This window comes from Rhodoferax sp., from assembly GCF_010365055.1.
Classification (GTDB): Bacteria; Pseudomonadota; Gammaproteobacteria; order Burkholderiales; family Burkholderiaceae_C; genus Rhodoferax.
Window position 1 is genome coordinate 34,737 of record NZ_JAAFHA010000006.1, and the last position, 21,454, is coordinate 56,190.

The following is a 21,454-nucleotide window of genomic DNA, read 5'->3' on the forward strand; positions in this document are numbered from 1 at the left end:
GACTCAACCATGACCATAGATCAACATCATGATTTCAAAAATTAACCACTCAAAAAATGAAATTGCGCAAATCCTGCTTGGTTTCACGGGAACATTCCGGACGGTAGGTGTATTCAGCGCCATTATTAATCTGCTGATGCTGGTGCCCTCCTTATATATGTTGCAGGTGTATGACCGTGTGCTTTCAAGCCGCAACGAAACAACCTTATGGATGCTCACCGTGATGATGTTGGGCGCCTACCTATTTATCAGCGCGCTGGAATTTGTGCGCAGCTTTGTCCTGATTCGCCTGGGCGCGCAGTTGGACATGAAATTGAACAAGCGGATCTATACCGCGGCCTTTGAGCAAAATCTCAAGCGCACGGGTGGCAATGCGGGGCAAGCCTTGCAGGATCTTGCCAATATTCGTCAGTTTCTGACCGGCAATGGCGTTTTCGCATTTTTCGATGCACCCTGGTTTCCCGTTTATTTACTGGTGATATTTTTATTTAATACTTATTTGGGTCTTTTTGCGCTGATCGGCACCATCCTGTTGGTGGCGCTAGCATATGCCAATGAGGTGGTATCCAAAAAGCCACTGTCACAAGCCAGCGGCATGCACGTTGCTGCCAGTAATCTGGCGACTAACAATCTACGCAATGCCGAGGTGATAGACGCCATGGGCATGCTGCCGAACTTAATGAGCCGGTGGTTCAAACTGCATAGCCGATTCATTCAATTGCAGGCAGAGGCCAGCGAAAAGGCCAGCATCATTGGCGCAGTAACCAAGTTTGCCCGCATTTCCATGCAATCTCTTATTCTTGGCTTTGGCGCATTACTGGCTTTGAAAGGCACAATTACACCGGGAATGATGATCGTTGCCTCTATTTTGATGGGCCGCGCATTAAGTCCAGTTGAACAACTGATTAACGTCTGGAAAAGCTGGAGCAGCTCGCGCAGTGCCTATCAGCGGCTGGTCGAATTATTAAGCACCAATCCAACACGCATAACGGGCATGGCTTTGCCAAAACCACTTGGCAGGGTCGAGCTGCAGTCGGTGACCGCAGTGCCCCCCGGCGCCGCAGAGGCGGCGATCAAGAATCTGAGCTTTACGCTCGCTCCAGGTGATGTATTGGGCGTTATCGGACCCAGTGGGGCTGGAAAATCCACGCTGGCACGGCTACTGGTCGGTGTCTGGCCGGCAGCCGTGGGCCATGTGCGCCTGGACGGTGCGGATGTTTACCAGTGGAACAAGGATGAGTTGGGCCCCCATATTGGCTATTTGCCTCAGGATATCGAACTCTTTGGCGGAACCATTAGCGAGAACATCGCGCGTTTTGGCGAGGTCGATGCAGACAAAGTAGTGCTGGCTGCCAAACGGGCTGGCGTGCATGACATGATTCTTCATATGCCCATAGGCTACAACACGCCCTTAGGGGATGGGGGCGCAGGCTTGTCGGGTGGGCAAAAGCAGCGAATCGGGCTGGCGCGCGCCATGTACGACGACCCTTCTTTGATTGTGCTGGATGAGCCTAACTCAAATCTTGATGATGTCGGTGAAAAAGCGCTCTTGGCGGCCATTGCCGATTTGCAACAGCGCGGCAAAACCATTGTGATGATCACTCACCGTAATAGTGCGATTGGCGTCACCAATAAGCTATTGCTCTTGACCGATGGGCTGGCGCAAATGTTTGGACCCAGTGCTGAGGTGTTAGCCGAGCTGGACAAAGTTACTCAGCAACATATTCATAAATTCCATAAACCGGGGGCGCCAGCGCATGTAAAAGCCGTCGCTGTGACACATGAAGCTACGAAGCGTGCGGCAGAAGCCGCGGCGTAAGAACGGGAGGCATGATGAGTACCGCAAGCAATCAAGTGGCCGTGACCGAAATCCTTTTCGACAAAAGCACCGACGATGAGGTCAACACCGATGCCACATGGCATGCCCGTTTAGGCTGGTGGATTGTCGTGGGCGGCATCGGTGGTTTCCTGACGTGGGCGTCATTGGCTCCGCTGGACAAGGGCGTGCCTCTCAGCGGCACGGTCACTGTTGAAACCAATAAAAAGGCAATCCAGCATGCAACCGGCGGCACAGTTGAAGCGATATTGGTTAAAGAAGGGGATGTCGTCAAGGCGGGTGATGCCCTGGTGCGCATGAACAACGTGCAAGCCAGCGCAGACGCTGAAATGGCACGCGTGCAGTATTTTGTTGCACGTACCGCAGAAGCACGGCTGCTTGCCGAGGGTGAGGGGAAGAAAATGATCGAATTTCCTCCCGAGTTGCAAGGGGTGAAAGATGACCCTCGTGTTGCTCGTAATATCAGTCTGCAACAGCAGTTATTCAACTCACGAACGGCAGCGAAACAAAGCGAACTGGCGTCCATCAACGAAAACATCGCCGGGCTGTCGCTGCAAAATAAAGGCATGGAGGAATCCAGGGATAACAAACAGCAACAACTTCAGTTTCTCAAAGAGCAACTCGATGGTTTGCGTGACCTGACAAAAAATGGCTTTGTATCACGCAATCGCTTGCTGGATGTGGAGCAATCTTATGCGCAAGTCAACGCAGCCATATCCGAAGATATCGGCAACATAGGCCGTGGGAAGCGACAGATTTCAGAATTAAAATCAAAATATCAACAAGTCATGCAGGAATACCAGAAAGAGGTGAGAACACAATTATCCGAGGTGCAAAAAGAAGCCAATTCACTGGCCAATCGTCTATCTGGTCTTGACTACAATTTGGATAATGTTCTGGTAAAGGCGCCGGTGAGTGGCACCGTCATTGGTCTAAATGTATTCACTCATGGCGCCGTCATTGCCCCTGGCTTTAAGATAATGGATATTGTCCCCAGTGATGATCCATTGGTAGTTGAGGGTCGGCTACCGGTGCAACTGATTGATAAAATGGGCGCCAATCTGGATGTCGAACTGATATTCTCCGCATTCAATCAAAACAAAACCCCTCATATCCCAGGCGTTGTTACGCAAGTCTCGGCGGATCGCTTGGTAGACGAAAAAACGGGTGAACCCTATTACAAGCTTTTAGCCAAAGCCACACCAGAAGGTATGAAGAAAATCACAAACTTGAAGATTCGTGCGGGCATGCCGGTTGATTTGTTTGTCAAAACAGGCGAGCGTACGTTGATGAACTATTTACTGAAACCTATCGTTGATCACTTGAAAATGTCGATGACGGAGGAGTGACAAAGGGCAAGGCGGCTTCGTGTCGGTGTTAGACAGGAACGGGACCGTACCCTGAGGCCATACCGCCAGCCCTACACAGCGAAGTCATAAGGTACCCGGAGTCACACTCGAGACACGACATTGGCGTAGGCCGTTTGACCAGGCCCAAGGCAATGGCCACCATCGTCAGTTCGACGGCGTTGCGCAAGCCGAGCTTGTTCATCAAGCTGGCGCGGTGCTTCTCGACGGTTTTCGGACTCAGACTGAGGATTTCGGCGGCGCCACTGTTAGTGCGCCCTTCGGCGATCAGTTGAAGGATGCTGAGCTCCCGTTGGGTGAGCTTTTCCAGCGCGGACGGATTCGCATGGGCGTGCTCAGGATGCAACAATCCTTCCACGACATTGCCCGAGACATCCGGGCTGAGGTACTTCTTGCCCGTCGCCACGCAGCGCGTGCACATCAGCAACTCCTCGAAGGTGGCGTCTTTGAGCACATAGCCGTCAGCACCAGCGCGCAGTGCGGCGCGCACGTAGTCATGGGTCCTGAAGGCGGTCAGCATCAGCACCTTGACCTGCAGCTGGCGCCGCTTGATCTGCGCCACGGTGTCGAGTCCGTTGACACCAGCCTGAATGATGTCCATCACGATCACATCGGGCTCCATACTCAACGACGCCTGAATGGCCTCCTTGCCCCCGCGCAGATCGCCGACGACCGACAAGTCAGGCTGCGTCGAAAGCAGCGCGGCCAGGCCTTTGCGGAACAGGATGTTGTCGTCAACGAGAAGAATTCGAATGCTCATGATCGAATCCCTGACACAGGAGATGCAGTGAATATCGGTTTGCCACCGCCTGGCTCACCGCGGCAGCGTCTGCCCCCGACGTCTAGCGTCTTCGGTCCGTTAGGAAGGCGCCCAAATTTACCTTTCATCAGCATTCTCGGGTGCCGACTCAGAGGGCCGAAGATGTGACATTGACGCTTTCCTTGGAGCGTACTGTTCATTCATGTTCACGGTGAAGGAAAGCATAGGCTTCCTTTCAAAGTATGTCGTCCGATCGAAGAAATATTTGATGACGAACGTGCAAATATGGACCGTCAAACTGTCCTCAATGTCTTTAATTGTTTTTGCATCTGTCTGCATAATATTTTTCTTGCTTTTCGCATTGAATGAATTCAAAGCCGCCTATATGACGCTAGCGTAGCCTAGTGCCTTCTTGCGACTAACTTGCAGGGTATGAGTGCGGCAAATGGCGCCGTTGATTATTCGCAATTCGGCGATGAATCGTGATCGAAGGGGAGTAGATGCCCCAGACATCCAACCAGCCATCAATGACTCGGAATGGTGTCTCCACACGGCCGTAGCCACAGCAGCGTTCACCTCTTGTCCAAGTTCACGGAGCGCGATTTGCACTGCTGCTGCAAAGCGGCACCTGCCGTGACTTCGCAACCCTGATGATCGATGCGTTCGCCATCTTGGCTATGCCGCCCGCTTCGTCTCGGGCCACTTGTACACGTCCAGACTCGACAGCGGCACGCAGCGCGCCATCAGCGCCGATCCGGACCCACGCCGTGCTGCAGGTCTGCCACTCAGGGGCGTGCTGGATTCCATTCGACCCTACCAACAACCTGGTGGGCGGGACAGACCTGATCCGTGTGGGCGTGGCGCGACACGCCCGCCCGGCGTCCCCGATCAGCGACTCATGGACCGGCGCACCCGGTGCCTACCTCGGCATGGAAGTCGATGTGCAGGCACGCAAACGGGCCGTCTGGACCCGCGCCCCCGCACTAGCCAATGACTGCAAGGGTCAAACCGCGGCAAATCGACCCTGCAGGTAGCTGATGATCGCGCCCGATTCATACAGCCACTGGCTGCTGCCGGACGCATCGGTGATTTTCAGGCAGGGCACCTTGACCTGTCCGCCTGCACGCCCTAACTCCTCGCGATTTTTGACGTCATGCTGCGCGTCCCGTCGTTCAATGTCCAGAGACAAACGCCGCATTTCCTGGCGCACCTTGATGCAAAAGGGACAGGTCGTGAATTGGTACAAAGCCAGACTGCGACACTCCTGATCGACCAGCGCCTGTGCTTCGGGCGGACGCACCAGTCCAACCGGACGGCTCAGTCGTTCGCGCAGCAGCATCACGGGGCCAAGCACCAGCCGCAGGGTCTTAAAAAAAGTTCTGATAATAAATTTCATAGGCCATAGAGAGTGTTCGCTTGAGCATAACGTACGCGTTCGACCGCTTGATCGGCGCCGCCGGATAATTGTGGAAATTCAACTCTTTGAGAGGCCCGCACATGTCAAACCCCATTCCCGCTACCTTGATCCCCGGCGACGGCATCGGCCCCGAAATCGTCGACGCGACACTGGCAGCGCTCGATGCGCTGCAGGCCCCCTTTGTTTGGGACCGCCAGATCGCCGGCCTGGGCGGCATTCAGGCCGCGGGCGACCCGCTGCCAGCCGCCACGCTTGACAGCATCCGGCGCACGCGTCTGGCGCTCAAGGGCCCGCTGGAGACGCCGTCGGGCGGCGGCTACCGCTCGTCAAACGTGCGACTGCGGGAAGAGTTCCAGCTCTACGCCAACCTGCGCCCAGCGAAGACCATCATCCCGGGCGGACGTTTCGACAAGATCGATCTGGTGGTGGTGCGCGAGAACCTCGAAGGTCTGTACATCGGTCACGAAACCTACATTCCGATCGACGGTGATCCGCATGCCGTGGCCATGGCCACCGGCATCAATACCCGAACCGGCAGCCGCCGCCTGCTGGAATACGCGTTTGAACATGCCATCGCAACCGGTCGCAAGAAAGTCACGATCGTGCACAAGGCCAACATCATGAAGGCACTGACTGGGCTCTTTCTGGAAACCGGTCTGGAACTGTACGAGCGCAAGTACAAGGGCCGCTTTGAACTCGATGCCGTCATCATTGATGCTTGCGCCATGAAACTCGTCATCAATCCCTGGCAGTTCGACATGCTGGTCACCACCAACCTGTTCGGCGACATCCTGTCCGACCTGGTGGCCGGTCTGGTCGGCGGCCTGGGCATGACGCCGGGTGCCAACATCGGCGTCGATGCGGCGATCTTCGAGGCGGTGCATGGCTCGGCCCCGGACATCGCGGGCAAGGGCATTGCCAACCCTATTGCCCTGATGCTGGCCGCCGCCATGATGCTCGATCACTGCAAATTGCCCGAGTTGGCCACGCGGCTTCGCCAAGCTATTGATGACACGCTGAACATCGACAAGGTGCGCACCGGCGACCTGGGTGGCACGGCGGGAACGGCCGCGTTCACCAAGGCGCTGGTCAGCCGGATCGCGAACAACTGAACGACCGCGTTGATGCGGACAGGCGCCTCGGCCTGATAGACATCCAGGTTACCGTCTCAATGCGTCCTATACTTTAGGTATGAACCAATCAGTACATTTGCTGCCCAAAAAGGCTGAGGGATCCAAGCCGGTCAAGGCCGTCAAAGCGCCACTGGCCTTGCGTGTGCCCACTCGCACCAACGACCCGGATCGCACCATGGCCGGCATTCTGGAAGTGGCCACGGTGGAGTTTGGCGAGAAGGGCTTGGACGGCGCCCGCATCGACAAGATCGCCGCGGCCACCCAGACCAGCAAACGCATGATTTACTACTACTTTGGCAGCAAAGAGGGCTTGTACCGTGCTGTGCTGGAAGATGTTTACCGGCGCATGCGCGCCATCGAGTCGAGCTTGCATCTGTCCGATTTGCCGCCGATCGAAGCGCTGCAAAAACTGATTGGCTTCACTTTCGACCATCACCACAGCAACGAGAATTTCATTCGATTGGTAATGTCCGAAAACATACAGCGCGGTGCCTATCTGGCGCAGAGCAAAAGTATTCAGGATTTGAATGTGCCGGCCATTGCCGCCATTGCCGACCTGTACAACCGGGGTATCGCGGCCGGGGTATTTCGTGCGGGCCTCGACCCGGTCGACATTCATGCGTCCATTTCAGCGCTGACGTTTTTCAATGTCTCCAACCAGCACACTTTCGGTCTGATTTTCAATCGGGACCCGGCTTCACCCCAAGCCATTGCAGCACGGCGCGCCAGCATCGGTGACATGGTGCTGCGCTTCATGTTGGCCTGAGTTTTCCCTGCGTTAACACATTCTGCCAAAAATAGTTGGCGAACTTAGGGTAAACCCTGATTCAGCAAGACTAACTAGTTCGTACATTAACTGCATTCCAAATATTCTGGAGACAAAATGGTTCAAAAATTGATTGGCCGCTACTGCCAGTTGCTCACTGCGATCATCGTCATGTGCCTGGTGATCATGGTGCTCATGGTGTTTGGCAACGTGGTGATGCGCTACGCCTTCAACTCCGGCATTGCGGTGTCAGAAGAGATGTCCCGGTGGTTGTTCCTGTGGCTGATCTTCCTGGGGGCCAGCATTGCGGTGCATGAGCAGGCCCACATGGGCAGTGACATGGTGTTGGAAATGCTGCCCCCCAAACTGCAAAAAGTAGCCGTGGTGGTCGGGCAGTTGCTGATGCTGTGGGTGACCTGGCTGATCTTCTCTGGCAGCCTGGCGCAAACAAAGATCAATTGGGACGTGGTGGCGCCCGTGACCGAATACTCCATGGCCTGGGTCTACAGCACCGGCGTGGTGTTTTCTGTCTCCACCGGGCTCATGCTGCTCAGCGACCTGTGGTTCACGCTGCGCGGCGAACTCACCCCGGTGCAGATCCGAAAAGCGCAGCACGCCGCCGAGCTGGAGCAATTTGAATTCAATGCACGTGCCGCTGAACAGCAGGGTGGCAAGTCGGCTACCCCCCTCTGACACGGAGCTTTCGATGACCATTGCCATTTTTCTAGCCGCCTTGATCGGGGCGGTTGCGCTCGGTATTCCGATTGCCTATTCCCTGTTGCTTTCCGGTGTGGCCTTGATGGTGCATCTGGGTAATTTTGACGCGCAAATTCTGGCGCAAAACGTGTTGGAGGGCGCCAACAGCTTCCCGCTTCTGGCCGTGCCTTTCTTCATGCTGGCCGGTGAAATCATGAACGTCGGCGGCTTGTCGCGGCGCATTGTGGACCTGGCCATTGCGCTGGTCGGCCATGTGCGTGGCGGTCTCGGTTATGTGACCATCATCGCGGCCTGTCTGATGGCCTCGCTGTCGGGCTCTGCCGTGGCGGATACCGCCGCGCTGACCGCCTTGTTGCTGCCCATGATGGTGCGCGCCGGCCACCAGAAGGCCCGCTCGGGCGGCCTGATTGCGTCGGCTGGCATCATTGCGCCGATCATTCCACCGTCGATCCCTTTCGTGATCTTTGGTGTGACCGCCAACGTGTCCATCGGCAAGCTGTTTCTGGCGGGTATCGTGCCCGGCCTCATGATGGGCATCGCCTGCGCGATTGCCTGGTGGCTGACGGCACGCGCCGAGGCCGTGGTGACCCCACCCAAAGCGACCCGTGCCACCCTGATCAAGGCTTTTCGTGAATCCACCTGGGCGCTGGTGTTGCCGCTCATTGTGCTGGTCGGTCTGAAGTTTGGTGTGTTCACACCGACCGAAGCCGCCGTGGTGGCCGCTGTCTATGCATTTTTTGTGGCGACCGTGGTGTACCGCGAACTGAGCCTGAAGCAGTTGTATGAGGTGTTTGCCGCTTCGGCCAAAACCACCTCGGTCATCATGTTCATGGTGGCAGCTGCAGCAGTCAGCGCCTGGTTGATTGCCGTGGCCGACCTGCCGGGACAACTCATTGGCATCTTGCAGCCCTTCATGCAAAGCCCAACCACCTTGTTGTGCATTTTGATGCTGGTGTTGCTGCTGGTCGGCATGGTGATGGACCTGACCCCGACCATCCTGATTCTGGCGCCGGTGATGGTGCCGGTGGTCAAGGCCGCAGGCATTGACCCGGTGTACTTTGGCGTGCTGTTTGTGATGGTGGGCGTCATTGGCCTGGTCACACCGCCCGTGGGCACCGTGCTCAATGTTGTGGCCGGTGTCGGCAAGATGAAGATGGACCAGGTGGCGCGCGGTGTGATGCCGTTCCTGATCGCCGACGTGATTGTTTTGTTCCTGCTTGTGGCCTTCCCTGCCCTCGTGCTGGCGCCCCTGGACTTCTTCTATAAATGATTTTCTCGGGTTGTTGCGGTGCTGGGCACGCCACCGCTTCAACCCTTTCAACGGCGTCCCGACTGCACTGTAGATGGAGACTCAAATGAAACGACTCGTACTTAAATCAATCGTGGCCGCCGTGGCCCTGGCCGCTTTTGGCATGGCTTCTGCTCAGGACATCAAAGAGCACACCTTCAAGTTCGCCACCAACGGGGCCGGCGAGCACCCTTCAGTGGCCGGCATGAAAAAGTTCTCGGAACTGGTGGCGGCCAAGTCCGGTGGCAAGATGCGGGTCAAGATGTTCGTCGGCGGCATTCTCGGCAGTGACCAGGCCAACATTTCGGCCATCCAGGGCGGCACGCTGGAAATGGCGGTGATGAACACCGGTATTCTGGCCAGTGTGGCCAAGGAACTGGCGATTTTCGATTTCCCGTTCTTGTTCGCCAATAGCAAAGAGTCTGACGCGCTGGTGGACGGCCCGGTGGGCAAGAAGCTGCACCAGAAACTCGAAGCCAAGGGCCTGATTGGTCTGGCTTACTGGGAACTGGGTTACCGCGAGATCACCAACAGCAAGCGTGCGCTGGTCAAGGTGGAAGATATCGAAGGTCTGAAACTACGCGTGATCCCAAACCCGATCAACGTGGCCTGGGTCAAGGCGCTGGGTGCCAACCCGACACCGCTGCCCTTCCCCGAGGTGTACAGCGCGTTGGAGCAAAAAGCCATTGACGGTCAGGAAAACCCGGTGTCCGTGATTGCCACCAGCAAGTTCTGGGAAGTCCAGAAGTACATGACGATGACCAACCACCAGTACAACCCGCAGTCGGTGATCTTCAGCAAAAAGGTCTGGGACGCTCTGACCCCGACCGAGCGCAAGATTCTGGACGACTCGGCGGATGAAGCCACCAAGTACCAGCGCGAGCAAGCGCGTGCCGCCGTGGCAGTCAACATGGAACTGCTGAAGAAAAATGGCATGACCGTGTCGGAATTCGCACCGGTTGAAGTGGCCAAGCTGCGCGAAAAGATGAAGCCGGTGATTGCCCAGTTCAGCGCCAACGTGGGCGAAGAGACCGTCAAGGAAGTCCAGGCCGAATTGGCCAAGATGCGCAAGTAAGCCTGCTGTGACCGGCGTTCCTTGGGACGCTGGTCACCCGCGTCAGCTGCGGCATCCGCGACCCGCTGGCGCATCAAAGGCCAAGGCAAAACCAAGCGCCTTGCAAAAAGCATAGCTGCCTACGCACTATCCATAAGGGCTAGAGCCCATTTTTATCTAAATATATGATGACCATCAATGGCAACACCGAATTGATTGCGCACATTGGCTTTCCCACGTTCGCATTCAAAGCGCCCCTGATTTACAACCCCTGGTTTGAAAAATCGGGCATCAACGCCGTCGTCGTGCCGATGGGCTGCCAGGCCGCCGATTACCCGGATTTCTTGCGGTCCTTGTTCAAGCTCACCAACATCCGGGGCGCGCTGATCACCATGCCGCACAAGGTGAGCACCGTCGGCTTGCTCGACGAGGTGTTTCCCACCGCTGCCATTGCCGGCTCCTGCAACGCAGTGCGCCGCGGGCCCGATGGCCGCTTGCAGGGCGACATGTTCGATGGCGAGGGTTTTGTGCGTGGCATCAAGCGCAAGGGTTTCGATCCCAAAGGCCGGCGTGCCCTGTTGGTCGGCGCCGGTGGTGTCGGCTGCGCCATTGCCGCCTCACTGGCCGCTGCGGGTGTGCTGGAGATGGACTTGTTTGACGTGCATGCAGACTGCGCCACCGGCCTGGCAGCGCGCCTGATGCAGCATTACCCGCAAATGACGGTGCGTACTGGCTGCAAAGATCCTGCGGGATTTGAGCTGCTGGTCAATGCCACCCCGATGGGCATGAACGACGGCGACCCACTTCCGGTGGACATGGGCCGCGTTGACCCGTCCACCTTCGTCGGCGAAGTGGTCATGCAGTCCGAGATGACGGCGTTTCTGAAAGCGGCGCAAGCGCGCGGCTGCCGCATCCAGGTGGGCTCAGACATGCTGTTTGAGCAGATACCGGCTTACCTGGAGTTCTTTGGCTATGCCACCACCACCGCGCAAGAGTTGCGTGCTGTGGCGAATCTATAGCCGTCGTCGCATTAGGAGCGACCCACGAGGAACCAAATGAACAACCTGAAAATTTCAACCCGACTGGCGATCCTTATTGGTGTGTTGGGGGCCTTGCTGGTGCTCATTGGGAGCATTGGCTTGTACGGCATGACCAAAAGCGACCAAGCGTTAGAGACAGCCTATACGGGATCGACGTTACCCATCTCACAGATGGCCGAAATCCGCCACCTGATCCTGCGTAACCGCATGGTTATCGCCAATGCATTTATCGAACAGACGCCCGAACTCATCAAACAAAGCATCAATGAGGTTGACGCAAATCTTGCCCAGGTCACCCAACTTTGGAGCACCTATTTGGCCACCCAAAGGACGCCCGATGCGGCACAAATGGCCAATGTGTTTGCTGACAGGAACAAGCAACTGGTGCAGGAAGGATTCCTGCCCGCCGTGGAAGCCTTTCGTGCCAGTGATTTCATGAAAGTGCACGACCTCATGGGCGCGAAAATAAGCCCGCTGTTTGATGCCGTGAGTGCTCAGTCTGACATCATGATGAAATCTCAACTCGGCGTGGCAAAACAGGGATTCGATGACGAGACTGCTCGTTTTCACACCATTCGTGGCGCATCGATTGTCTCCATTGTGGTGGGCCTGTTGTTTGCGGCGTGGTTTGGCTGGATTCTGGCGCGCGGAATTGCCAACCCCTTGCAACGTGCCGTAGAAATTTCAGACGCTGTGGCGCACGGCGATTTGAGCCAGAACATACCCACGGCTGGCAGCGACGAGATCGCGACTCTGATGCGTAGCCTGGCCGCCATGCAAGGCAGTCTGACCACTGTTGTTACCAACGTGCGCCAAGGCTCCGAGGGTGTCGCTACGGCCAGCGCAGAAATTGCCCAAGGCAACAGCGATTTAAGTGCACGTACCGAGAGTCAAGCCAGTGCCCTTGAACAAACTGCCGCCTCCATGGAAGAGCTCAGCGCCACCGTCAAACAGAACGCCGACAGTGCGCGCCAAGCCAATCAACTTGCGATGAATGCATCTACCGTTGCGATGCAGGGTGGCGACGTGGTGTCCCACGTGGTCGGTACCATGAAAGGCATCAGCGATGCCTCTCGCAAGATCAGCGACATCATCAGTGTGATTGACGGCATCGCCTTTCAGACCAACATCCTGGCGCTGAATGCCGCGGTAGAAGCTGCGCGCGCGGGCGAACAAGGCCGTGGCTTTGCCGTGGTTGCATCAGAAGTTCGGTCCTTGGCTGGACGCTCCGCCGAGGCCGCCAAGGAAATCAAGTCACTGATCAACGCCAGCGTCGAGCGCGTAGAGCAAGGCACCACCCTGGTGGGCCAAGCCGGCAGCACCATGACCGAGGTTGTCAATTCCATCCAACGTGTCACCGACATCATGGGCGAGATCAGCGCGGCCAGCAGTGAACAGGCGGCAGGCGTGTCGCAAGTAGGCGAAGCGGTGACGCAAATGGACCAGGCTACACAGCAAAACGCGGCCCTGGTGGAGCAGATGGCCGCCGCGGCCAGCAGCTTGAAAAGCCAGGCACAGGACTTGGTGCAGGTCGTGGCGGTGTTCAAGCTGGGAGCCAACGACTCGCCGCGGGGATCGCCTGCGCTGATCGGATCTGCATGACGACTTATTGACTGCTCAGCCGGGCTTGCCGCCAATCAGGGCGCGAATAAATTTGGCCCTACAGAGCTGCCCCAGACCGCCCTATTGAATTGCCAACCAAAGGAAATCATGTCCACACCTGCTAAAACTTATGACGTTCTGATCAGCGAAGTCGGCCCTCGCGACGGCCTGCAATCGGTCAAAGCCACCATGTCCACGGACGACAAATTCAAGTGGATCGATGCGCTGGTGGCCGCCGGCCTGCGCGAGATCGAGGTCTGCTCGTTCGTGCCACCCAAGCTGTTGCCACAAATGGCCGACGCGGCTGAGGTGGTGCGCCATGCGCTCACCCACCCCGGCGTGACCATCATGGCGCTGGTGCCCAACTTGCGCGGTGCCGAGGCCGCACTCAAGTCGGGCGTGCACAAGATCACCATTCCCTGTTCGGCCAGTGAAGCGCATTCATTGGCCAATGTGCGCAAGAGCCGAAAGGACATGGTGGAAGAAGTGCGGGCCATCGTGCGCCTGCGCGACGAGATCGCCTCCGGCGTAAAGATCGAAGCCGGACTGTCCACCGCTTTTGGCTGCACGATTCAGGGCGCGGTCACCGATGACGACGTGGTCTGGATGGCCGAACAGGTGGTGGCGGCCGGCGTGGACGAAGCTGGACTGTCAGACACCACCGGCATGGCCAATCCAGCGCAGGTGCGCCGCCTCTTTAACAAGGTACGCGCCGCCATTGGCGACAAGACCGGTGCCGCGCACATGCACAACACCCGTGGCCTGGGCCTGGCCAACTGCCTGGCGGCCTATGACGTGGGTGTGCGCACCTTTGACAGCTCGCTGGGTGGCCTGGGTGGCTGCCCCTACGCGCCGGGTGCATCGGGCAATGTGGTCACCGAAGACCTGGTCTTCATGTTCGAGGCCATGGGCATCACAACCGGCGTCGACCTTGAAAAACTCATCGCCGCGCGTGCGCCTTTGATGGCGGGTCTGCCCGGCGAGCCGGTTTACGGCATGACCCCGCTGGCGGGTTTGCCCAAGGGTTGGGCGCAGGCACTGTGATCCACAGTTGAAATCAAACTCCATTTTTAAAAGGAAATTCCTCATGAATCCATTCCGTCGTTTGCTGGCTGTCACCAGCCTTGGCTTGTTGATCTCACTGCCGACACTGGCGCAGGACATTCAAGAGCGGGTCATCAAATTTGGCCACCTGAACAATGCCGACCACCCCACCAGCCTGGGTGTCAAGCGCTTTGCCGAGCTGCTGGCAGCCAAGAGTGGCGGCAAGCTCAAGGTGCAGGAGTTCCCGTCATCGCAACTGGGCAGTGACATGCAGCAGCAGTCGGCCTTGCAAGGTGGCGTGCAGGAAATGTCCGCGCCCTCCACCACGTCGTTGGCGGGCATCGTGCGTGAATTTGGCCTGGTTGATTTTCCGTTTGCGGTCAGCACGTTCGAACAGGCTGACGGCATGCTGGATGGCCCATTTGGTGCCGCCTTGTTGGCTAAATTGCCCGCCAAAGGCCTGGTGGCGCTGGGCTACTGGGATCTTGGGTTTCGCAACGTCACCAACAGCAAACGCCCCATCACCCGGCCTGAGGACATGAACGGCCTGAAACTGCGCGTGATACCCAACCCGGTATTTGTGCAGACTTTCACGGCGCTCAAAGCCAACCCGGTGCCGCTGCCGTTTGCCGAGCTGTACGGCGCGCTGGAGAGCCATGCAGTGGATGGCCAGGAAAACCCGTATGCGGTGATCCTGTCCAACAAAATGTATGAGGTGCAAAAGTACCTCAGCGCGACCAACCATGTGTACGCGGCCAACATCGTTTTGGTGAGCAAGAAGTTCTGGGACAAACTCTCCAGCACCGAACAAAAAATCATGACCGAGGCGGCCAATGAGGCACGCGGCTACCAGCGCACGGCAAGCCGCGCAGCCGCACAAAAGGCGGTGGCAGATTTGCAGTCCAAGGGCATGCAATTCAACGAACTCAGCAAAGCTGAATTGGCCCGCATGAGCGACGTCGCCAAACCCGTCAGGGCCCGACTGGCTGCCAGCTATGACCCGGTGATGGTCAAGCTCTACAACGACGAGCTCAAACGTGTTCACCAGTAGACCGCCGCCAGTTCATCGACACGCCGAATCGACCCCTGTTAGCTATTAATTACATAGCTACTAGCGCTTATGGAACGTTGGCTAGAGGCTGATTTGACCTAAGTTCCCATGTTCCTGCGTCTCCTCGGCATCGTCTTCCCGATCTTCCCTATCGTGCTGCTTGGCTTTGCTTGCGGCGCTAAGCTCAGGCCGTGTCGAGCTTCATCTTTGCATAGCGCTACCAGCAAGAGCCCGAGAATGTCGCCAGCATTGTCATCATCGGCAGTGCGGCGGCCTTGTTTTTCATCCCGCTGGCACTGCGGCTGTAGCGGGTTGGCCCGGGCACTGAATTTTTTTCATCAGGAGCCGTGCCCATGGATTTGCCGATTCACCAACTGTCCATGACGGTGCTGATGACCCCCGACACCGCCAACTTTTCCGGCAACGTGCATGGCGGCACCATCCTCAAATTGCTGGACCAGGTGGCCTTTGCCTGCGCCAGCCGTTACGCCGGGCGCTACGCGGTCACGCTCAGTGTGGACCAGGTCATGTTTCGTCAGCCCATTCATGTGGGCGAGCTGGTTACATTCTTGTCGTCGGTGAACCACACCGGCTCGTCGTCGATGGAAATCGGCATCAAGGTGATTACCGAGGACATCCAGAAGCGTGTGGTGCGCCATGTGAACAGCTGCTTCTTCACCATGGTGGCGGTGGACGACGACAAAAAACCCACGCAGGTGACGCCTTGGCTGCCCCGCACGCCGGATGAAATTCGCCGCCACGCTGCCGCTGAACTGCGCAAACAGATGCGCCGCGAGATGGAGCAGCGTTTTGCAGCCACCCGAACCAGACCGTAATCCCAGCGGTTTATATAGCCATTTAGGCCTCTAGCCCGCATGGAATAAGCGCATACCGCTATTGTTTTTATATGACATGACGACCCACCGCACACCCATGATCGACTGCCATGTGCACATTTTTGATCCGGCCCGTTTCCCCTATGCGCCTGACACTTGGTACACCCCGGCGGGTGGCGAGACCGGCACTGCGGTCCAACTGACCCAGGTGATGGATGCCCACGGCGTAAGCCATGCGCTATTGGTAGGCCCCAATTCAGGCTACGGGCTGGACAACCGCTGTCTCCTGGACGCCATCAAACACAGTGCGGGCCGCTTCAAGGGCGTGGCCGTGGTGCGCAACGACGCCAGCCGAGGGGAACTGCAAGACCTGCAAGCCCAGGGCGTGGTGGGCGTGGCCATGAACGTGGCGTTGCTGGGCGTGGATTTTTACCGCAACACCGCGCCCCTGTTGGAGCGCCTGCGTGATCTGGCCCTGTGGGCGCAGGTGCAAGTGCAAGGCAACCAGTTGCTGGATTTGCAGCCGATGTTGGTGGGCAGCGGCGCGAAGTTGCTGTTTGACCACTGTGGCCGCCCTGACCCGGTGGCGGGCGTCGGGCAGGCGGGTTTTGCGGCGCTGCTGGCGCTGGCAGACACGGGCCGGGCCTGCGTCAAGCTGTCCAGTCTGGTGAAATCTTCAACCCAGCCCTACCCTTACCCGGATGCGTGGCCGTATGTGCAGGCGCTGCTGCAGGCCTATACCCCGCAGCGGCTGGTGTGGGCCACAGACTGGCCGTTTCTGCGGGCACCTGAGCGGATTGATTACGGCCCATTGCTGGCGCTGTTTGAACAACTGGTGCCGCAAGCGGCCGACCGTCAAGCCATCGGCTGGGACACACCGCAACGGTTGTTTGGGTTTGGGAAGTAGCCAACGTCGTGAATGGGGGGTGGCTGTTGCGCAGCGCAAAGAGTCATTGGAGTTGCGACTGGGCATGTCTCTTGACGACCATCATCACCCCACCTAGACCTTCATCGGCAGTGGCATGGGCAACGGTGAAGGCGGCGGCGATGGAAACGGTGCCTCCGAAGGTGGTGGCATGGGCGATGGCGGCGTGGGCATGGGTGGCAACCGTTCTGGCGATGGCGATGGTGATGGCATTTCAATGTTCATGAGGTTTTCTTTCATCCGGTTAAAGTTTTTTCATATAGTCACAACTGAGCCCTGCTCAGGCGGGGGCAGTTTCCTTGTAGTCGCCCAACGAAGCCTGGATCACCTCACGGGCGATCGCTGCTTCTTGTTCCGTTTGGGCTCGCACCACCCGCACGGTCTGTTCGCTGGCAATGGCATCACGCACCCAGCCTGACAGCCAGCCTTCTTTGATGGCTGCAGCCGTCTTAATGCTGTCATCCGCGCCTTTTATGCCACCGACGGTTGGCAAAGAAGCCCGACACGTGATGACCGTATTCATTCATGGTGGTTCTCCTGGATTTGGCCCGTGAAAGGCGGGAGGATTCAAGCGTACCCAGGCGCCCCCACAAGCGTCTGTGCGGTGCCGAACGCACTCGTTTGTTCGCAAGCGCACAGACAACCTGTCTGGGCTTGCGTAACGTGCCGCCATGAGGAAGGGGCATCGCCGCTCACAAGGGCGGCCAGGCGCTGTTGAAAGCAGCGAATGTCGCACGGGGCGCAGGCGTCGTGGATGTCGGCGACATAGATGCATTTATTGCGGCGGCGATGACACGCCAGTGGGAACGGGAAAAGTCGGTTCGAACCTTGGCATAAAGCAAGGCACAAAGTCACGAAAAATTGCAAGTCTTGAACAAAGGAAGATCACTATGCGTAACAAAGAAGAAGGGAAGATTGGGTGGATTTTGCTTTGGCTCGTGGGAATCCCGGTCCCAATCCTGTTGCTGTTATTTTTCCTGCGTGGGTGCACCTGAGGCGGCCGTGCTGAAAAAGCTGGCCCGCCCCTAACCAATAGGAGTATGGAACATGAACAAGAAAGTACTTTTTGCCGCTAGTATCGCCATCGTTCTCCCGATCCTGAGTGTTGCGTAACCCCCCGCCATCGAGGACTTCACCACGCTGACAAAACGCCTTCAAGCGGAGAAACCGAAGTTCGCACAGCGCCAACAGGCCTTGCTCGCAGAGCGCTATGACCTCTCAGACCGGCCGGCCAAGGGAACGGCCATGTCGCGCGGCAAGCCGGTTCAAGATGGCGTGCGCGTCAAGTTGCCCAGTGGCATGACCTGGGAGAAACTCGCGGCCTTGTCGCCGGAGGAAGTCAAGGAAAAGCAGCTCTGGCCGGCCGGCTTTCTGCCGTTACCACATCCTCACCACGAAGCGGGCGGCATGATCTTCCCGAAATTCCTCATTGAGGAAACGAAAAAGCAGACCGATCGTGATCTAACCCGTTTCGATCTCGACTTCGACTTGCCGGATCACCTCTTGCCCGAGTTCCCGGCACCGATCTATCTGACGACGCGGCCGGATCTGGGCGACGTTTCCCAAGGGAAACTGGTGACGCTCAGCAACTTCAACGACGTGTTCAAGGACATCCTCAATCCCAAGCAGCTCGAAGGATTGCGCTTGCTGGTTACCCCGTTTCCCCAGCAACAGTTCAACGCCATCGAAGACCGCCGCAGCTTGAAGGCCTCTCAGGGTGTAGCCTGCTTCGACTGTCACGCCAACGGCCATACCAACGCCGCCACCCATACGGTCGGCGACATTCGGCCCAACGAGCATCGGCATCGGATCGACACGCCAACCCTGCGGGGCCTGAATGTTCAGCGCCTGTTCGGTTCGCAACGGGCGATGAAGACCGTTGAGGACTTCACCGAGTTCGAGCAGCGGGCCGCCTACTTCGACGGCATCCCAGCCGACGCGGCGCGTAAAGGCACCAACGTCCTCGAACGCGGCAGCCAGGTGCATTTCATGGCTGAGTTTCAGGCACTGCTGGACTTCCCGCCCGCGCCCAAACTCAACGTCTTCGGCAAGCTCAATTCCGCCAAGGCCAGCGAGAGCGAGATGCGCGGTCAGGGAATCTTCTTCGGGAAAGGCCAGTGCGCGAGCTGCCACACCGCGCCGTACTACACCGACAACCTCATGCACAACTTGAAGGTGGAACGCTTCTTCAAGGAGGTCACGATCAACGGTCGCAAGGCGTCGGCCGACGGCCCGATCAAGACCTTCCCGTTGCGAGGCATCAAAGACTCGCCGCCGTATCTGCACGATGACCGCCTGCTGACACTGGATGACACGGTGGAGTTCTTCAATCTCGTGTTGGAACTGAAGCTGAATGAACAGGAGAAGAAGGATCTGGTGGCATTCATGCGGGTGCTGTAGGTCAAGCGCATCGAAAAAAGCAGATCAGGCCCGACAAGTCCGATGGACTGAACGCAGGCTGTTTAACGCCCGCTTGGACCTAGGCTGTGCTGACCCTCCCGAAGACTGGCACCGGTTCAGGAATAATGATCCCATGCCGCCTGGATGTTGACTCGCAATTACGATGGCGGGTGACGTCCAAACGCGTCGCTCACCGCAATCTTTGTGAATCAGCCGTCCGGCGTCTTCAGGCTGCCAGTCGCTTGCTTCGCGCCCTGATGTTGAGCGCCTCAACCCCCAGCGAAAATAGCATCGCAGTGTAGACGTAGGCTTTCGGCACATGCACGTCAAACGCTTCAGCGATTAGCAGGGTTCCCACCATCGTCAAGAACGCTAACGCCAGCACTTTGATTGACGGATGGCGATCCACGAATTCACCGATGGGCTTGGCCGCAAACATCATCACGGCGACCGATGCAATCACGGCGGCCACCATCACGCCGATGTTGTCCACCATGCCAACCGCCGTGATTACCGAGTCCAGCGAAAAGACGATGTCCACGACCCCGATTTGCACAATCGTTCCCCAGAATAGGGTGGAGCCGGTTTTGACTGCATCGGCCCCCGCGCTGGCCTCCTTGGACGGGTGCGCTTCCACCTCCAGGAATATCTCGTGCGAGGCTTTGTACAGCAAGAACAATCCACCGAACAGCAGGATCAGGTCCCGGCCACTGATTTCTTGTCCGACCACCGAAAAAAGAGGACTGGTGAGCGTCATGACCCAAGCGAGGCTAAACAGAAGCGCGATGCGTGAGACCATCGCGAATCCCAGTCCGAGACGACGCGCCACATCGCGCTTTTCGGCTGGCAAGCGTCCGACCAGGATGCTGATAAAAATGATGTTGTCGATGCCCAGAACGATCTCAAGGGCCGCAAGCATAAAGAAAGCGATCCAGACATTTGGGTCGGTGAGTAAGTCCATCGTGGCCTCAGCGCAGGTAAAAGGAAGCGAGTCTACCGGCTTGCCTAAATCGTCAACGTCTGTGCGCCTGAAAAGCGGATGAAGCCACAGCAAAGCCAAGGCCTATTCGAGCGCAAAGAGTCCAAGATGGCAACTCCTGTCATGCGGGCGTGAACACCACCATGCGCTGTCCCACAAAGAATTCCGACGACTTGATCTCATCCAACTCGCTTCAAGTATTGTTAACTGGGTTGCGCCTGCACAGCAGGAAAAAAAGCGTTTTGTAGAATGCCAGGTTGTTCAACTCGAACTGGTGCATTCTGTGCGGTCGTGCACTATCGACAATTCTTTGGGAACTGTCAGCAGACACGCAGCGGTGCCTTGATGTTTATTTTTTCGTTCCCCAATGTCTCGCCAACGCCGCCTGGCACATCAACCATTTTGGGAGCCCCGCTGATATTTCTTGCAGAACCGTTGAAACTGTGCCGGGACCTATGGTTGCCGCAGTTTGTGGCGAACCGCTCCATGACGCGTTCAGATTTTTCTTCTTTGGTTCAACGCATCGTGCCCTGGCTACAACGTGCTAAAGGCCTGTTGTGTCCGCACTTGACCAGCTGTGCCCTGCCGCCGATGGCGTATGTCGTTGGCTTGTTGTCGCTGCTGCTCGCCGTGTTGCTGGTGCTGCCAATTCCCCTGGGTAACGTGTTGCCTGCTTTGGCCATCAACCTGATGGCGCTTGGGGTGCTTGAGCGTGACGGCCTTTGGGTACTTTCTGGACTCACGGCCACAGGGGTTGCCGTGTTTGTGGTCTATGGTGTGGTTTTCGCCATGCTCAAGCCCACCTTGCATTTCTTCACCCAGGTCTTGTAGTGGACAAGCCTAAGACGACCAGCTTTTTTGGCACGCGGTGGCGCGGCGAAGCGTCTTTGAGCAAGCTTTATTGGCGCGACATATTGATCGTCGGCAGCGTCATTAACCTCTTGACCGGTTTTGCTGCACTGATGATTGCTGCGCAAGGTGGCGACCTTGGGCTCGCTGCCATAGTGCATTTTTCATGCTTGCCCTACAACGTTTTTCTTGTTCTTGCTTTGTGGCGGACTCCGGGGCGCAGCAGGTTTATGGCATGGACTTCATTGGTTTGGCTGGGCATAGTGACGGTGATTTGAGTAAAGGCATGGCCAATGGCAGGTTTGGGGCAGCTTCTCAGGAATCACTACTACCGCTTTGGGCACGAGGCGATTATCGAGTGAAAGACCTCGAATGACAGCATTGGGTCT

General features: G+C 57.4%; 21 protein-coding genes. 17 read left to right on the forward strand and 4 right to left on the reverse strand.

Annotated features, from left to right (window positions below):
* Positions 1-28: 28 nt before the first annotated feature.
* Both GZ093_RS02970 and GZ093_RS02975 read left to right on the forward strand, forming a co-directional pair.
* Positions 29-1,819, forward strand: a complete 1,791-nt coding sequence (locus GZ093_RS02970) for a type I secretion system permease/ATPase (RefSeq protein WP_296481845.1) — start codon at positions 29-31, stop codon at positions 1,817-1,819.
* 14 nt (positions 1,820-1,833) lie between these two features.
* On the forward strand, positions 1,834-3,186 hold the full coding sequence (locus tag GZ093_RS02975; protein ID WP_296481849.1) for an HlyD family type I secretion periplasmic adaptor subunit: 1,353 nt from the start codon (positions 1,834-1,836) through the stop codon (positions 3,184-3,186).
* 28 nt (positions 3,187-3,214) lie between these two features.
* Here the strand turns inward: GZ093_RS02975 and GZ093_RS02980 are convergent, their stop codons facing one another.
* Both GZ093_RS02980 and GZ093_RS02985 read right to left on the reverse strand, forming a co-directional pair.
* On the reverse strand, positions 3,215-3,964 hold the full coding sequence (locus tag GZ093_RS02980) for a response regulator transcription factor (protein WP_296481852.1): 750 nt from the start codon (positions 3,962-3,964) through the stop codon (positions 3,215-3,217).
* A 1,003-nt stretch (positions 3,965-4,967) separates the two neighbouring features.
* A complete protein-coding gene (locus tag GZ093_RS02985; protein ID WP_296481854.1) occupies positions 4,968-5,360 on the reverse strand; it encodes a glutathione S-transferase N-terminal domain-containing protein in 393 nt (130 codons plus the stop codon).
* 101 nt (positions 5,361-5,461) lie between these two features.
* Between GZ093_RS02985 and GZ093_RS02990 the strand changes: the two genes are divergently transcribed.
* The 12 genes from GZ093_RS02990 to GZ093_RS03045 all read left to right on the forward strand — a co-directional run bounded on the left by GZ093_RS02990 (position 5,462) and on the right by GZ093_RS03045 (position 17,064).
* Positions 5,462-6,493, forward strand: coding sequence for an isocitrate/isopropylmalate family dehydrogenase (locus GZ093_RS02990; RefSeq protein WP_296481859.1), 1,032 nt, complete (start codon positions 5,462-5,464; stop codon positions 6,491-6,493).
* A 79-nt stretch (positions 6,494-6,572) separates the two neighbouring features.
* A complete protein-coding gene (locus tag GZ093_RS02995; protein WP_296481862.1) occupies positions 6,573-7,280 on the forward strand; it encodes a TetR/AcrR family transcriptional regulator in 708 nt (235 codons plus the stop codon).
* Between the two features lie 117 nt (positions 7,281-7,397).
* Positions 7,398-7,973, forward strand: coding sequence for a TRAP transporter small permease (locus GZ093_RS03000; RefSeq protein WP_296481865.1), 576 nt, complete (start codon positions 7,398-7,400; stop codon positions 7,971-7,973).
* A gap of 13 nt (positions 7,974-7,986) precedes the next feature.
* Complete coding sequence (locus tag GZ093_RS03005) at positions 7,987-9,267, forward strand: TRAP transporter large permease subunit (RefSeq protein WP_296481868.1); 1,281 nt, start codon at positions 7,987-7,989, stop codon at positions 9,265-9,267.
* Between the two features lie 85 nt (positions 9,268-9,352).
* Positions 9,353-10,360 carry a TRAP transporter substrate-binding protein gene (locus tag GZ093_RS03010; RefSeq protein ID WP_296481871.1) on the forward strand — a complete coding sequence of 336 codons (1,008 nt, stop codon included), beginning with the start codon at positions 9,353-9,355 and terminating at the stop codon, positions 10,358-10,360.
* A 167-nt stretch (positions 10,361-10,527) separates the two neighbouring features.
* Entirely contained in the window at positions 10,528-11,358 is an 831-nt protein-coding gene (locus tag GZ093_RS03015) for a shikimate dehydrogenase (protein ID WP_296482023.1), read from the forward strand.
* 36 nt (positions 11,359-11,394) lie between these two features.
* A complete protein-coding gene (locus GZ093_RS03020) occupies positions 11,395-12,981 on the forward strand; it encodes a methyl-accepting chemotaxis protein (protein ID WP_296481874.1) in 1,587 nt (528 codons plus the stop codon).
* A gap of 108 nt (positions 12,982-13,089) precedes the next feature.
* Positions 13,090-14,025, forward strand: coding sequence for a hydroxymethylglutaryl-CoA lyase (locus GZ093_RS03025; protein ID WP_296481877.1), 936 nt, complete (start codon positions 13,090-13,092; stop codon positions 14,023-14,025).
* Between the two features lie 43 nt (positions 14,026-14,068).
* Entirely contained in the window at positions 14,069-15,076 is a 1,008-nt protein-coding gene (locus GZ093_RS03030; protein ID WP_296481880.1) for a TRAP transporter substrate-binding protein, read from the forward strand.
* 353 nt (positions 15,077-15,429) lie between these two features.
* Positions 15,430-15,912 (forward strand): acyl-CoA thioesterase, encoded by a 483-nt coding sequence (locus GZ093_RS03035; RefSeq protein ID WP_296481882.1) that lies wholly within the window; start codon positions 15,430-15,432, stop codon positions 15,910-15,912.
* A gap of 76 nt (positions 15,913-15,988) precedes the next feature.
* Positions 15,989-16,819, forward strand: a complete 831-nt coding sequence (locus GZ093_RS03040) for an amidohydrolase family protein (protein WP_296481885.1) — start codon at positions 15,989-15,991, stop codon at positions 16,817-16,819.
* A gap of 71 nt (positions 16,820-16,890) precedes the next feature.
* A complete protein-coding gene (locus GZ093_RS03045) occupies positions 16,891-17,064 on the forward strand; it encodes a hypothetical protein (protein ID WP_296481889.1) in 174 nt (57 codons plus the stop codon).
* A 53-nt stretch (positions 17,065-17,117) separates the two neighbouring features.
* On the opposite strand, the gene GZ093_RS03050 is transcribed toward GZ093_RS03045, so the two are convergent.
* Positions 17,118-17,360 (reverse strand): hypothetical protein, encoded by a 243-nt coding sequence (locus GZ093_RS03050; RefSeq protein ID WP_296481892.1) that lies wholly within the window; start codon positions 17,358-17,360, stop codon positions 17,118-17,120.
* A 722-nt stretch (positions 17,361-18,082) separates the two neighbouring features.
* On the opposite strand from GZ093_RS03050, the gene GZ093_RS03055 reads away from it, so the two are divergent.
* Positions 18,083-19,237 (forward strand): hypothetical protein, encoded by a 1,155-nt coding sequence (locus GZ093_RS03055; protein ID WP_296481895.1) that lies wholly within the window; start codon positions 18,083-18,085, stop codon positions 19,235-19,237.
* A gap of 226 nt (positions 19,238-19,463) precedes the next feature.
* Here the strand turns inward: GZ093_RS03055 and GZ093_RS03060 are convergent, their stop codons facing one another.
* Positions 19,464-20,198 (reverse strand): TerC family protein, encoded by a 735-nt coding sequence (locus tag GZ093_RS03060; protein WP_296482027.1) that lies wholly within the window; start codon positions 20,196-20,198, stop codon positions 19,464-19,466.
* A gap of 267 nt (positions 20,199-20,465) precedes the next feature.
* On the opposite strand from GZ093_RS03060, the gene GZ093_RS03065 reads away from it, so the two are divergent.
* Together GZ093_RS03065 and GZ093_RS03070 are read left to right on the forward strand one after the other, a co-directional pair.
* Positions 20,466-21,047: an exopolysaccharide biosynthesis protein gene (locus tag GZ093_RS03065; protein WP_296481898.1), complete on the forward strand. Its 582-nt coding sequence runs from the start codon at positions 20,466-20,468 to the stop codon at positions 21,045-21,047.
* Positions 21,047-21,343 (forward strand): hypothetical protein, encoded by a 297-nt coding sequence (locus GZ093_RS03070; RefSeq protein ID WP_296481901.1) that lies wholly within the window; start codon positions 21,047-21,049, stop codon positions 21,341-21,343. Before GZ093_RS03065 ends, GZ093_RS03070 begins: the two co-directional genes overlap by 1 nt.
* The last annotated feature ends 111 nt before the right edge of the window (positions 21,344-21,454 follow it).